The organism is Bacillus sp. LSHTCR4 (assembly GCF_057197025.1).
On the sequence record NZ_JBXUNO010000001.1, the window covers coordinates 1,068,282 to 1,081,931 of the forward strand.

The 13,650-nt window shown below is 33.4% G+C and carries 13 protein-coding genes; 9 read left to right on the forward strand and 4 right to left on the reverse strand.

Annotated features, from left to right (window positions below; genetic code table 11):
* Nucleotides 1-171 precede the first annotated feature (171 nt).
* The 6 genes from AC2CGR_RS05460 (at nt 172) to AC2CGR_RS05485 (ending at nt 6,680) form a co-directional block, all read left to right on the forward strand.
* A complete protein-coding gene (locus tag AC2CGR_RS05460) occupies nt 172-1,458 on the forward strand; it encodes a hypothetical protein (RefSeq protein ID WP_087964263.1) in 1,287 nt (428 codons plus the stop codon).
* 317 nt (nt 1,459-1,775) lie between these two features.
* Nucleotides 1,776-2,438 carry a hypothetical protein gene (locus AC2CGR_RS05465; protein WP_484480606.1) on the forward strand — a complete coding sequence of 221 codons (663 nt, stop codon included), beginning with the start codon at nt 1,776-1,778 and terminating at the stop codon, nt 2,436-2,438.
* A 315-nt stretch (nt 2,439-2,753) separates the two neighbouring features.
* A complete protein-coding gene (locus AC2CGR_RS05470) occupies nt 2,754-3,356 on the forward strand; it encodes a hypothetical protein (RefSeq protein WP_087964261.1) in 603 nt (200 codons plus the stop codon).
* Nucleotides 3,357-3,789: 433 nt separating this feature from the next.
* Nucleotides 3,790-5,094, forward strand: coding sequence for a hypothetical protein (locus tag AC2CGR_RS05475; RefSeq protein ID WP_484480607.1), 1,305 nt, complete (start codon nt 3,790-3,792; stop codon nt 5,092-5,094).
* A gap of 212 nt (nt 5,095-5,306) precedes the next feature.
* Nucleotides 5,307-5,897 (forward strand): histidine phosphatase family protein, encoded by a 591-nt coding sequence (locus tag AC2CGR_RS05480; protein WP_061688182.1) that lies wholly within the window; start codon nt 5,307-5,309, stop codon nt 5,895-5,897.
* Nucleotides 5,898-5,903: 6 nt separating this feature from the next.
* The gene (locus AC2CGR_RS05485) at nt 5,904-6,680 is read left to right on the forward strand and encodes a Cof-type HAD-IIB family hydrolase (protein WP_087964258.1); all 777 of its coding nucleotides are present in this window, start codon (nt 5,904-5,906) and stop codon (nt 6,678-6,680) included.
* 7 nt (nt 6,681-6,687) lie between these two features.
* On the opposite strand, the gene AC2CGR_RS05490 is transcribed toward AC2CGR_RS05485, so the two are convergent.
* Nucleotides 6,688-7,149: a DinB family protein gene (locus tag AC2CGR_RS05490; RefSeq protein WP_484480608.1), complete on the reverse strand. Its 462-nt coding sequence runs from the start codon at nt 7,147-7,149 to the stop codon at nt 6,688-6,690.
* Nucleotides 7,150-7,320: 171 nt separating this feature from the next.
* On the opposite strand from AC2CGR_RS05490, the gene alr reads away from it, so the two are divergent.
* Nucleotides 7,321-8,496, forward strand: coding sequence for an alanine racemase (alr, locus tag AC2CGR_RS05495; RefSeq protein ID WP_484480909.1), 1,176 nt, complete (start codon nt 7,321-7,323; stop codon nt 8,494-8,496).
* A 19-nt stretch (nt 8,497-8,515) separates the two neighbouring features.
* Here alr and AC2CGR_RS05500 read toward each other — a convergent pair whose 3' ends face one another.
* The 3 genes from AC2CGR_RS05500 to AC2CGR_RS05510 are packed head-to-tail and all read right to left on the reverse strand — an operon-like array spanning nt 8,516 to nt 11,011.
* The gene (locus AC2CGR_RS05500; protein ID WP_087964256.1) at nt 8,516-9,229 is read right to left on the reverse strand and encodes a class I SAM-dependent DNA methyltransferase; all 714 of its coding nucleotides are present in this window, start codon (nt 9,227-9,229) and stop codon (nt 8,516-8,518) included.
* The gene (locus AC2CGR_RS05505; RefSeq protein WP_484480609.1) at nt 9,222-10,109 is read right to left on the reverse strand and encodes a GNAT family N-acetyltransferase; all 888 of its coding nucleotides are present in this window, start codon (nt 10,107-10,109) and stop codon (nt 9,222-9,224) included. Before AC2CGR_RS05505 ends, AC2CGR_RS05500 begins: the two co-directional genes overlap by 8 nt.
* A gap of 23 nt (nt 10,110-10,132) precedes the next feature.
* Nucleotides 10,133-11,011 (reverse strand): nitrate reductase, encoded by an 879-nt coding sequence (locus AC2CGR_RS05510; protein ID WP_087964254.1) that lies wholly within the window; start codon nt 11,009-11,011, stop codon nt 10,133-10,135.
* 386 nt (nt 11,012-11,397) lie between these two features.
* Between AC2CGR_RS05510 and AC2CGR_RS05515 the strand changes: the two genes are divergently transcribed.
* Nucleotides 11,398-12,606 (forward strand): macrolide family glycosyltransferase, encoded by a 1,209-nt coding sequence (locus tag AC2CGR_RS05515; RefSeq protein ID WP_484480610.1) that lies wholly within the window; start codon nt 11,398-11,400, stop codon nt 12,604-12,606.
* A gap of 168 nt (nt 12,607-12,774) precedes the next feature.
* Nucleotides 12,775-13,620 carry a YitT family protein gene (locus AC2CGR_RS05520; protein ID WP_000755119.1) on the forward strand — a complete coding sequence of 282 codons (846 nt, stop codon included), beginning with the start codon at nt 12,775-12,777 and terminating at the stop codon, nt 13,618-13,620.
* Nucleotides 13,621-13,650: the final 30 nt, after the last annotated feature.

Here is a 13,650-nt window from a genome sequence, read left to right on the forward strand (position 1 = left end):
AATCTATGTCTGTATTTTTTTACATAAATTTAAAAATATTCAAAATAAGGGTTTTAAATGTTAATAATATGTAATATATTTTAAATGTCTTAGTGAGTTATAAATAAAAATAGTTATGAAAAGTAGAAAAGAAAGAGAAGTTATTAAGTATTATAGAATTGAGGGGAATTTGTGAAAAAGGGAATTATTATTTTTATAGGGATTATAATTGTGTGTATGTCTGTATTTTTTGTATATCAATCACAGGGGGAAAAAACGAATACAGAGCGACAACAAACTGAAAAGAAACAAACAGAACCGAAGAAAGAAGAACAAAAAGCAAATGTGAATGTGAAAAAAGCGGATGCAAGTATAATAGCCAAGGAACTTATTTCAAATCCTAAAGAAGTATCGCTGAAACCCGGTGAAGAAAGTAGCGTCACTTTATCTTTAAAATTATATGATGAAAAAACAACAAAAGAAAATACGTTTAACCTAGGAGTAGATGAAGTAGAGTTTCTATCCGTTAAATCTAGAAATGATGATGTTGCAGAGGCAAATATAATGAAAAATGGGCAAGTGAAAATTATTGCAAACGAGTCCCCATCACAAAAAAGTACGGAAATTGAGATTACTTATAGAAATAAAAAGAAAAATAGAGAATCAGCAGTAAAGATACCTATTACAATTAACAATCAGGAAACAAATGTAACACAAGGATTAGAAGGGTATTGGCGTGATGAAAATAATAAAAAATTGTTTGTGAAAATAAATCAGAAAAATGCAAAGAAAATAGAGTTTCAAGCGTTTGATTTGTATGAAATCTGGTATACAGGTGATGTTCAATTTAATGCATTTAAGCAAAAAGAATTATTCGGAAAAATGAAGTATACACAGGCCTACGCACAAGATGGAGATATACCACCAGATGAAGAGTTCACCCTAGAGAGAGTTAGTGTAAATAAAGTGGTTGTGCACAAAGGGAAAGATGTATTGAATTTGACGAAATCGTCTAAAGCAGAATTCGAACAAGCACAGTTAGTTCCTGTTGGAGGGGACCAAAGTACCAATACGCAACCAAATCAAGGCAAAACTACACAACCAAAACAAGATAATAATGCAAAAACAAGTCAAAATAACAAACTAAATGGAGATTATTATAATATCCAAAATGAAGATAAACTTCTTGTCAGTGCTTTGTTTACCATGGTTGATGACAAAAATGCAACAATCCAAGTAGAACAGCGGTCTAATAATAGTAATGGAATAACAACTTCCATGATGGGGATGTTTACATCGAATGCCGTAAAGCAAAATGAGTCCACATGGTCATTCACATGGGTTGATAACTTTGAAACCAAAGGAACAGGTACTATTACATTTCAAGAAGGCAACGTAATATTAGACTTAAAAGGAAATCGAAATGGCATTGAAGGAAGAGGAGTAATAACTCAAAACGTAAAACTTAAAAAGGACTAGTAAAAAAACAGCACAGCCAAGAATTCTAAAAGACAAGGAAAGTTCAATCTTATACACATAGATAGGATTTTTCTTGTCTGATTCTTTTGAAATCCTTGTAGGATTAGGGTGTTTGAAAAAGTAAGTACATAGAATTATTTACCACAATGAGGTGGTAAAAGTTTGATTTAATTATTTTTCAAGAAAATTATTTAATGGAGATTCCGTATGTAGTGCGCTTTTTGGGAGAGATTTGTTGAATAAGAGAATACCAATCAACATACTAGATGGATTAACATGAGTAAGTACATGTATAAAAGGGGAAGGGGATTAGTTATATGCGCAAAGGATGGCTTTTACTTATTGTTATATTGATTTCATTATCAGGGTGTGGCGAAAAACAAAAAACTGAATTAAGTAGTGAAAAGTCACAAACTGAAGAAAGCAAACCGAATGAGCAAGCTACATCAAGTAATGAGAAACAAGAAGCTGAACAGAATAAGCCTAAGGAGCAGACTGTTGCAGGTGATGTAAAACAAAATACAGAAGAAAATAAGCCTAAGGAAAAAATAGATTCTAGTGGTGTTAAACAGGATGCGAAAGAGAGTAAACCTGAAGCACAAATTGAAACATCAGGTAAAACAGCAGATGAGGATAATCAAGTCAAGATTGGAGAGAATGGAGAGTATATTATAGATTTTGAAATAGAAAAAGGGACTAATAAAGTGATTTGGCATATTCCAGGGGCGGATGGACTTTTACAAATGTCAGTAGGGCAGAAGCTAAAACTCCACCATAAGAATATGGACCCAGATCAGCCACTTAAAATCTTAGTAAGTGCGGATACGTTAAGTATGGATGAAGTCCCTCATGAAGGAAGAGTTGCAATGCCTATTGAGGAATATACAATACATGCTATTAAGAAAGGTCAGGCCGAAATTACTATTGCTCCTAATGCTGATTTGAAATTTGGAGATAAATTCGGAATTAATATTAAGTGAAAAAGCGAACAGCGGAATTATAATTCCGCTGTTTTTGTGTCTACATATTTTATTGATAGAAAAAAACAAATAATTATTATAAATTATAATAAATGGAATATAAAGTTAAAAATGATAGTAAGAGCAGAATGGAGGGGGAAATACTAGACTACAAAAAGGAACAGGAAACGATCTTGAAAGAAACCGAAGAAGAATAAACGGAAAAATAATATAAAAAAAGATATATATTCCTAGCATTTTTCTTATATGCATATTTATTTTTTATAATATATTTCATATGATATGTAAGAGAGGAAAACAAGGGGGAAAGAATTTATGTGGGTAATATTAGCAACGGTTATACCGATTATTTGGTATTTCTTGGATTTACCAAGTGCTGCAATTGTAGAATATAGTTGTATTTTTATTATTATAATTTCTACAATTGCATATAAAAATGTAAAAAGTGTGTTGTTTTTTTTAGGTACTGTTATGCTATTCTTTGTAGCTGTATCTATTTCAATTCTTTTAGGTGCTTTTGCCATTTTACTTGTATTATTTGCAGCAGGAATATTGTATGATACAACGAGAAAAAAAGAACAAAATGATAAAAGGAATTATGGCGGAGGTTTTAACAGTAATCCAATTAGGGAACCTATAATAAGGCCCGCCAATACAGGATATGGCGGATATACTGGTACTTATGATCATATTAACGATTATGAAGAACGGAAGAATCAAGCTGAGGAAGATGCCCGCTTTTATAGACAACAAGGCGGTAATGAATATATGGTGGATGCAGCTGACGACTTTTTAGGACGTAGTCCGCAACAAAGAGACTATGAAGATGAGATGCATGCAGCTCGCTGTTTCGGGTGTGGTGAAATTGAACGCGAATGCACGTGTTGCAAATGTAATGACCATCCATGTATGTGTTGAAGTTAATGCGACCCATATCCCTGTGAATACTGTGATACCTGCGGTCAACCCGATCGATATTGTAGATGAGATAGATAAGAGAAAACACCATCTTAAGATGGTGTTTTCTCTTATTTGTTGTACACAATATAGCTTGCAATTTCTTAGTCTTGCAATTCGTTATTTATCCCGCTTTAATGGGCAGTAAGACCCCCACCTCAAAATTCAGCGAAAGCAAAGAAGTAAGGTGAGGGATGAAAAAAACCACTGATTAAAGTTTCAATTTATTTTATATCTGCTTTTTGAGGGGAAGTAAAAATATTCGAAATAAACGTTTTAAATGTTTCTGATTTGTAATATATTTTAAATGAATTAGTCAATTTTATATATAAATAGTTATCAAAAGTAGAAAAGAAAGCAAAGTTATTAAGTATTATAGAATCGAGGGGGAATTGTGAAAAAGGGAATTATTATTTTTATAGGGATTATGATTGTGTGTATGTCTGCGTTTTTTGTGTATGAATCACAGGGGGAAAAAACGAATACAGAGCGACAACAAACTGAAAAGAAACAAACAGAACCGAAGAAAGAAGAACAAAAAGCAAATGTGAATGTGGAAAAAGCGGATGCAAGTATAATAGCCAAGGAACTTATTGCAAATTTCAGTGAAGTATCACTGAAGCCTGGTGAAGAAAAAAACATTAATTTATCCTTAAGGTTATACGATGAAGGAACAGCAAAAGAAAATACGATAAACTTAGGGGCGGCTGAAAAAGAATTTCTATCGGTTAAATCAAAAGATGAAAATGTTGCTAAGGTGAAAATAACCGAAAGTGGGCAAGTGAATATCATTGCAAACGAGTCACCTTCAAAAATAAGTGTGGAAATTGAAGTTAGTTATAAAAATAAAAAGCATAATGGAGAATTAACAAGAAAGATACCTATCACAATTAAGGATTATGCCTCAGATGCAACAAAAGGGCTAAAAGGAATGTGGCAGAGTGAAAAGGATAAAACATATTTCTATAAGATAGTTGAAAAAGGTCAAAATATAATTGAAGTTTCTGCAATGGCTTTAAATGAAACGGACTACACAGCGGTAGTGAAGTTTACAAATATACAAAAAAATGTTTTTTCAGGGAAACCGGAATATACATTTATGTATCCTGGTACGCATCAAGAACCAGCTTTAGAATTTAAGTTAGAAAAACTTAGTAAGGATAAAATACGCATTACTCAAGGGGATTATCCAATGGTCCTAACAAGATCGTCAGAAAAAGCAATGGAGGAAGAGAGAGCAAAACAAGCAATGCCAAGTTCTGATAGCAACGCAGGAGTAAGTCAACCGGATGAAAATAACCCAAATGATGGCACTAAAAACAATACGGAACAATCGGAATCACTAAAGGCGTTCTTCGATCCTGTTGATAGTAACAGTGAAAATCAGGTAAGTGTATTCATTCAAACATGGGGAACTACTGAATCAAATCCGAATATAGATAAAGCTACGCTGCATGTAGAACAGCGCCTAAACAATACACTTACTGGTATGTTCGAAACGCAGGCTACAAAACAAAATGAAACAACTTGGATATTTGCTTGGACAGATGATATCGGTACAAAAGGCACTGGAATATTAGTTATTAACGGTGAGGATGCAACAATCGAACTCAAAAGTGAACGGAAAAGTGCGACAGAAGGAAAAGGGATTGTATCTTATAAAGCCCAATTGATGAAGACAGCTCAAGCTGAATTTTAATAGACAAAAGAGTCCTATACGTATGGATAGGACTCTTTTCTACGTCACTTTTGAAAGAATTATAAGTCTAGAGTACATGGAATTGTTAAGGGAAATAACGCCTTAACTAAAAGGGATTGAACAATTGTTAAAGCACTCTATTTTTTTATAAAAAATTTAGAGTGTGATATAATTGAATTTTGCGAATATTAAATAGAGGGAGTGGAGAATACATGCAAATACTACTAATACGCCACGGAGAATCAGAAGCTGATATTTTAAACGTACATGAAGGACGAGCTGATTTTGAATTGACAGAAAAGGGAAGGCAGCAAGTGCAAAGGCTTGTACAGAAAGTGAAAGCAGATTTTCCGCCAGATTTCATTTGGGCAAGTACATTAAAACGTGCTCGTGAAACGGGTGAAACATTAGCGGAAGGAATTGGGTGTCCCATTCAATTAGAAGAGGAATTAATGGAGTTCAATAATGGAGTGCAAGCAGGTCTTTCGTTTGAAGAAGCAAAGAAATATCCAGAGCCAAAGTTTCTTCATGATCGTTTTGAAAATGGGGAGTCATTTATTGAATTTAGAATGAGAATAGAAGGCATCTTTTCTAAAATCGTGACAGAGAATACATATGACCGAATTGCAATTGTTGCACACGGTGGTGTAATAAATAGTCTATTACGTGCGTTCTTCAAAATGCCAATTTCAATGGACTATTATTTTAAAATGGGAGATACGGGAATAAGCTTAATTGAAATTGATGGTGAACAAAAAACAGTACATTTCATTAATGATACGAATCATTTGGACGGGATGTAGAGACTTATGTACAAAGTTGTATTTTTCGATGTTGACGGTACGCTTTTAAGTGAGATTGATAGAAGTATGCACGAGAGTACAAAAGAAGCGATACATAGGTTAATAGAGAAAGGGATTCATGTAGTTGTTACGACAGGGAGACCATATAGTTTATGCATACAATTTAAAGAGCTAGGTATACATACAATTATTTCTGCAAATGGTGCACATATTAAGTGTGGAGAAACAGTTATACATAAATCAGTACTTTCAAGTGAAATCGTTCATGATATCTCAGGGTTTGCTGAATTACATGGTCACGGCGTTTCTTATTTTACAGAGGATTTTGCAATGAACGGGATAGCCTCGGATAATGAACGTGTAATTCAAGCGCTTAACGAGACTTTAAATTTAGCAAAGTATCCTGAAAAAAGCAGGGATTTGTCAGAAGAGGTCTATTGTTTATGTCTGTATGCGGATGAAATAGAAGCTCAAAAATTTCTTGAAAGATATCCAATGCTTACGTTTGAGTGTTTTCATAATTACGTTATAAATGTATTGGAAGATAGTGAAGTATCGAAGCTAACTGCAATTCAAAAAGTATTGGATCATTTAAACATTTGTAAATCAGAAGCTGTTGCTTTTGGTGACGGTGGAAATGATATTGAGATGTTGCAGTATGTAGGATTAGGGATTGCAATGGGCAATGGCGGACAAGAGTTAAAAACAAGAGCTGATTTCGTTACAAAGAAATCAAGTGAAGGCGGTATTTTATTTGCCTTAGAAAAATTTCATATCGTCTAACATACCTTTATTGAAATAAAGGTATGTTAGGATCTTTAATGTGCTCGCACAATAAAATATGTATTTGTCCACGATGATGATAAAAATGCGAGAGAATTTCAAGTAACCATTCAAACCGAGAATAAGAAACACCCCAATAGGCAGTCATAACTTCTGCTAATTCTTCTTGGGAATAGGAAAGAAATGTTTTAGAGAGAAGATTGTATCCTTCAATCATTATTTGTTGCATATAGGCAATTGTTTCTGGTGTATGTTCTAAATAAAAGGTGCGTAACTCTTTTTCCGTACTACCATTTAAAATGAGTAAATCTGCATGGCAAATAAGAGAAAGATGTGCACACATTTCAAATAATGATCGCTTTGAGTGAATGGGTTGTATTTTTAAATCGGCTACATTATATTGGTTAAGCAGTTGAATAGAAGTATCAACAGCAACTTGTAGTTGGTGTAATGCAGATTGAACAAACATTGTAATTCTCCTCATCTACGTATATAATAGTTTCTTGAGGGTATTATATCATACTCAAAATTCCGAAAATTCTAGTAGTTTGACTAGCATATTGAAAAGTATTATATTGTAAAAGGTCATATGAAACGTGAAGTAGAATGGAATGCAATTATTGAGTTAGGAGTTAGACCAATGAGTTTGAAATATGGAAGAGATACAATTGTTGAAGTTGACTTAAATGCAGTAAAACATAATGTAAAAGAATTTAAAAAACGAGTGAATGATGAAAATATTGCAATGATGGCTGCTGTAAAAGCGAATGGGTATGGTCATGGGGCAATTGAAGTTGCGAAAGCTGCTATTGAAGCGGGAATAAACCAGCTTGCAGTTGCATTTGTAGATGAAGCGATAGAGTTAAGAGAAGCAGGAATTAACGTACCGATTTTAATTTTAGGCTATACATCAGTAACAGCTGCGGAAGAGGCAATTCAATATGACGTTATGATGACTGTTTATAGAAGTGAAGATTTACAAGGTATAAATGAAATCGCAAACCGTCTTCAAAAGAAAGCGCAAATTCAGGTGAAAATTGATACAGGAATGAGTCGCATTGGTTTACAAGAAGAAGAGATTAAACCATTTTTAGAAGAATTAAAACGTATGGAGTATGTAGAGGTAGTAGGAATGTTTACACATTACTCTACGGCAGATGAAATCGATAAATCATATACGAATATGCAAACAAGTTTATTTGAGAAAGCTGTCAATGCAGCAAAAGAATTAGGGATTCATATTCCATATATTCATAGTTCAAATAGTGCAGGTTCAATGGAACTTAGCAATACATTTCAAAATATGGTTCGTGTAGGTATTGGGATTTATGGAATGTATCCTTCAAAAGAGGTAGATCATTCAGTTGTTTCTCTACAGCCTGCGTTGTCGTTAAAATCAAAAGTAGCCCATATTAAGCATGCGAAGAAAAATCGCGGTGTAAGTTATGGGAATACGTATGTAACGACTGGTGACGAATGGATTGCAACTGTACCGATTGGTTATGCGGATGGATATAATCGTCAGTTATCTAATAAAGGGCATGCATTAATAAATGGAGTTCGAGTACCTGTTATTGGCCGTGTTTGTATGGATCAGCTCATGCTAGACGTTTCAAAAGCAATGCCAGTACAAGTAGGAGACGAAGTAGTATTCTACGGTAAACAAGGCGAAGAAAACATCGCTGTTGAAGAAATAGCGGATATGTTAGGTACAATTAACTATGAAGTTACATGTATGTTAGACAGAAGAATTCCACGTGTATATAAAGAAAATAATGAAACGACTGCTATTGTAAATATACTAAGAAAAAACTGAATCGTTATGATTCAGTTTTTTATTTTTGACAAATGAAAAATGCTCTATTTGTACCGTGGGATTGAATGTCCTTAAAACCTACGGATTCTAGCGAAGAAATTATTTCTTCATTTGAATAACAAGCTTCTTCAAATGAAAAGTCACTTCTTGTCCAATTATAATCTATGTCATGTTGAAATAGTATAAAGTTCATGACTGCTTTTTTATTTTCATTATCATATGTAGAATCAATCGTACAAACATATTCATCTGCTGAAATATGAAATGAAGCACTCCAATTTTTAAGAAAGCCTTTTTCCATATTCATATCAAATACGAATGTACCTTCGCTATGTAATACGGAGTAGACATTATGAAAAACACTTTTTAATTCATCTAATTTCAAAATATGGTTTAAGCTATCGCCAGTAGAGATAACATATTGAAATTGCTCATTTATATTGAAATAGCGAGCATCATCGACGATAAAGGATGCGTCTGGAGCATTTTGACGTGCGTATTCAATCATTTGAGTAGAACCATCTATACCAGTTACTACAAAATGATTATCAATTAATTTCTTAGTAAGGTGACCAGTCCCGCAGCAAAGATCTAAAATATGAGAATGTGGTGGTGCGTATTGTAAAACGAGTTTTTCCAAAAGTAGATAGGAGTGTTCAGCATAATGCCCCCAATGTTTATTATAAATGGATGCGAAAATATCATAATCAGAATAAATTAGTTTTTTAGACACATGCATTCACCTCGAAATTCATTACATTATAATAATCATACTTCGTTTTCATTTCAAAACCACATTGTGTATACAATTTTAAAGCATGGTTATTTTTCATTTCGACGTCTAATTCAATTGTTGAAGCTCCTTTTGTAATAAGGGTATGTACCATGGACATAAGAATATCTTTTCCGTATCCTTTACCTTGATAGGAAGGATGAACGGCGAATCCTGATAGTGTAGTAGATTGCTCTTGTTTAGAAACTGTAATTGTTCCTATCACTTTTTCATCGATAAGAGCACTGTAAACTTGATGGGAAGATGAATCCATCATCTTTTGTAACCATGTAGCGGTGTTTTCTACTGAATCTCCAAACGCTTTACTAGAAATTTCAATCAGATCAAGAAGTGATTTTGAAGATGCAAGAGTAAGCTGTATAGCATTCTTCGTTCTTTTTTGCGCTTCATTTGCTTTGAACTCCATACTATATTCACTATATAAATAAGGCAGCTTCATATGTATTGCAAATGCTTTCCCAGAAGCAGACTCCCCATTCATAATAAGAAGAGCTTCGTCTGCCTCTCTTAATCGTATTTCTTTCATTGCGGTTTGTAAAAGAGTAGTACCTATATGTTGTTTCCTATAGTTCGGATGAACAAAGCCTAATAACTCAAGTTTGGTAGGTCTTTCAAAGTCATACATACTTAATGCACCGACTAATTGAGTATCGTCATAGAGTAAAAAGTCATTTATCTCTTCTTTATTACGAGCAGTTAAAAAGTTTACATGTAAATCTGACGAGTAATCAATTTGATCGTGTTGCCCGCAAATATGAGCTAAATCTTTCATTTGTTGTATTTCACATTCTGTTAAAGAACACTTTTTCTGAATTTCCATTTCATAACCCCTCACCTTCGTATTTAAAAATAGGATGGATGACTTAGCCACTTTTCTAACTCCACACTGCCCTGAACAGATAATAAACGGTACAAATATCGATAGGGACGTCTACATGCTACAAGATTAGGAATAGGCATGATGGTTTCATAACCTTGTTTAAAAGCATGAGCTTCCTTTTCTGTAAATACATATTCTAAGCCGATAAAATCAAATTCTCGGGGAGCAACTGCGTAAGCTTCTGTATCTACTAAACCTGTAATAGTTGCACCATCAGATAAAAACTGAGTAGGGTCCATATCAATTAAAACGAGCGTAGCTTCCTTTGGTGTTGGCAAGGAAGAAAGTTGTGATTCAAAAGTAGAAAATGCGTTACGGATGCTCGCAGTATCGGAATAAAATCTATTTACAAGTTCTTTACTGACATTTAGTATGTGAGACTTAAATTCTTCTAGTGGAACTTGGAAAGTACCTGATGGGTTTCCTGTAAACTCTGCTTGAAACGAATGAATTTCTGCTAGTCCTTTTCCAAGGCTGAATAAAATTGAATCAGATTGTCCGATAAAGGATTGGAGCGTACTTCCTGTTAGTTTTTCGACACTAACATACTTCCGGCCATTTAAAACATGTTTTTGCAAAATAGTGGGGATGGGCAAGTTAGTATGCTTTTTCAATAATTCGTGTATATGCTCTAAATGATGTACGTTCCTTGGATCGATTCCAAAAAGGTTTTTACATCCCCACCAAAAATCATTGTTTGGTTCTTCAGTCATTTTTGAGGAACGAACAATAACTTCTTCAAATGCTGTTTTAACAAGAAATACATCGCTTGCATGGTCTTCATAACCTGGATGTAAAGTTTGAACAGAGAAAATAGGTGAAGCGAATAGTTGTTGTAGCATGAAGGTGCTCCTTTTTTCTGTAAATTCTATAAATTCATTATATAACAGAATGTGTACGAAGTGGATAATGATAGGGACAACATAGAACTTAAATAAATTTACGGTGAGAAATCAGTGTGAAAATTATATTTTTCTACTTTTGTATGAATTATCAAAATAATTTTTCTGATGATAAATCTGTAAAAATACCAAATATAAATCTCATATTTTTCAGTAAATGAAGAGTTAAGCACACTTTCAATAGGGGTATAAAGTAGGTTATGAAAAATATTTCTCAATAATAAAATGAAGAGAAAAAAATGAAGAAGTAGAATAGATTCCTTTATAATAGTTTTAAATTAATTAATATAATTAATTATTAATTATATTAGATAGGAGAGAATATGATGGCAAATGTACTCGTAATAAATTTTCCTGGAGAAGGCCATATTAATCCGACTTTAGCTATTGTAAGTGAGTTAATTCGTCGAGGGGAAACAGTTGTTTCTTATTGTATTGAAGATTATAGAAAGAAGATTGAAGCAACAGGTGCAGAATTCCGAGATTTTGAGAATTTTCTCTCTCAAATTAATATTATGGAACGAGTAAATGAAGGAGGGAGTCCTTTGACGATGCTATCTCATATGATTGAAGCATCAGAGCGTATTGTTACTCAAATTGTAGAAGAAACAAAAGGAGAACAGTACGATTATTTACTATACGATAATCATTTTCCAGTAGGACGTATCATAGCGAATGTTTTACAATTACCTAGCGTTTCGTCTTGTACAACGTTTGCTTTTAATCAGTACATTACTTTTAACGATGAACAAAAATCGAGAGAAGTAGATGAAACGAATCCATTATATCAATCTTGTTTAGCGGGAATGGAACAATGGAATAAACAGTATGGAATGAAGTGTACTAGTATGTATGATATTATGAATCATCCTGGTGATATTACGATTGTATATACTTCCAAAGAATATCAGCCGCGTTCAGATGTATTCGATGAATCGTATAAGTTTGTCGGTCCATCAATTGCTACTCGAAAAGAAGTAGATAGCTTTCCTATGGAAGATTTAAAAGGTGAAAAATTGATTTTCATTTCTATGGGAACCGTTTTTAATGAACAACCTGAGCTATATGAAAAATGTTTTGAAGCTTTTAAAGATGTAGAAGCGACAGTCGTATTAGTTGTTGGTAAGAAGATAAATATAAGTCAATTTGAAAACATTCCGAATAACTTTAAGTTGTATAATTATGTGCCACAATTAGAAGTATTACAGCATGCTGATGTATTCGTGACACACGGTGGCATGAATAGTTCGAGTGAAGCACTATATTACGGTGTCCCGTTAGTTGTAATTCCGGTAACAGGAGATCAGCCTTTAGTTGCGAAACGAGTAAATGAAGTAGGGGCTGGAATAAGGCTAAATCGTAAAGAGCTCACTTCTGAATTGTTACGTGAGTCTGTAAAGAAAGTGATGAATGATGTAACGTTTAAGGAAAATAGTTGTAAAGTTGGAGAGTCACTTCGAAATGCTGGTGGGTATAATAGGGCAGTTGATGAAATATTTAAAATGAAAAAGAATTCGTACTTAAAACTTAAATAATGATTGGAGCACACTTACTGTAATATGTAAGTGTGTTTCTATAAATAAATTACATAAAAAATCATTGTAAAGGTGAAACTTTTGTGTATATAAACTCATATCTTTGTATTAGTAGAGAAATTACGTTAAAATAATACTAAGAAAATATATAAGTTTTGGGGGTAATGAATGAAGAAAGTATTTGAATACATATTATTAACAATTGGATCGATTATTGTAGCGGGTTCATTAGAGCTTATTTTAGCACCTAACGGATTAGTAGATGGTGGGGTAACGGCTATTGCTATTATGGCGAATAAAGTTGCTGGATTACCGCTTTATGGAGTGTTCTTAGGAATTAATATCCCAATTTTATTATTTACTGCAAAAGTAATGGGGAAGAAGTTCTTTATTCGTACATCCTATGCAAATGTTGTTACAACACTCGGATTGATTTATTTAAAACCATTTCCAGCAATTACAACTTCTGAACTATTAATTGTTCTTTATGGAGGAGTTCTATTTGGTGTTGGTGTAGGGATTGTAGTAAAAATGGGCGGAGCAATTGATGGATCAGAAATGCTAGCTGTTTGGATGAATAAACATTTTAAAGTGCCGATTAGTACATTTTTACTTGCTGTAAATGCAGTTATTTTTATCTTTGTTGCCATTCTATTTTCAATTGAACAAGCAATGTTCTCATTAGCAATTTTCTATATTGTTACGAAGATGATTGATTTCATATTAGATGGTATTAATCAAGGAAAAAGTGTTATGATAATTTCTGGTAAAAATAAAGAAATAGGCGATCTACTTATGAAAGAATTGCAATTATCCGTTACGTATCTACATGGAGAAGGTGGTTTTTTAGGAGAACATAAGAGAATCATTTACTGTATTACAAACCGTTTCATTTATCCGAAAATGAAAGATCTCGTTCTCTCTGTAGATCCAACTGCAATAATTGAAGCGTCTTATTCAACAGAAACAACAGGTGTCAAACGTCCGGGAAGGGCAGCGAGATCGGAAAAATAGTGAATGAAAATAGCTCCACGTAAGTATAAC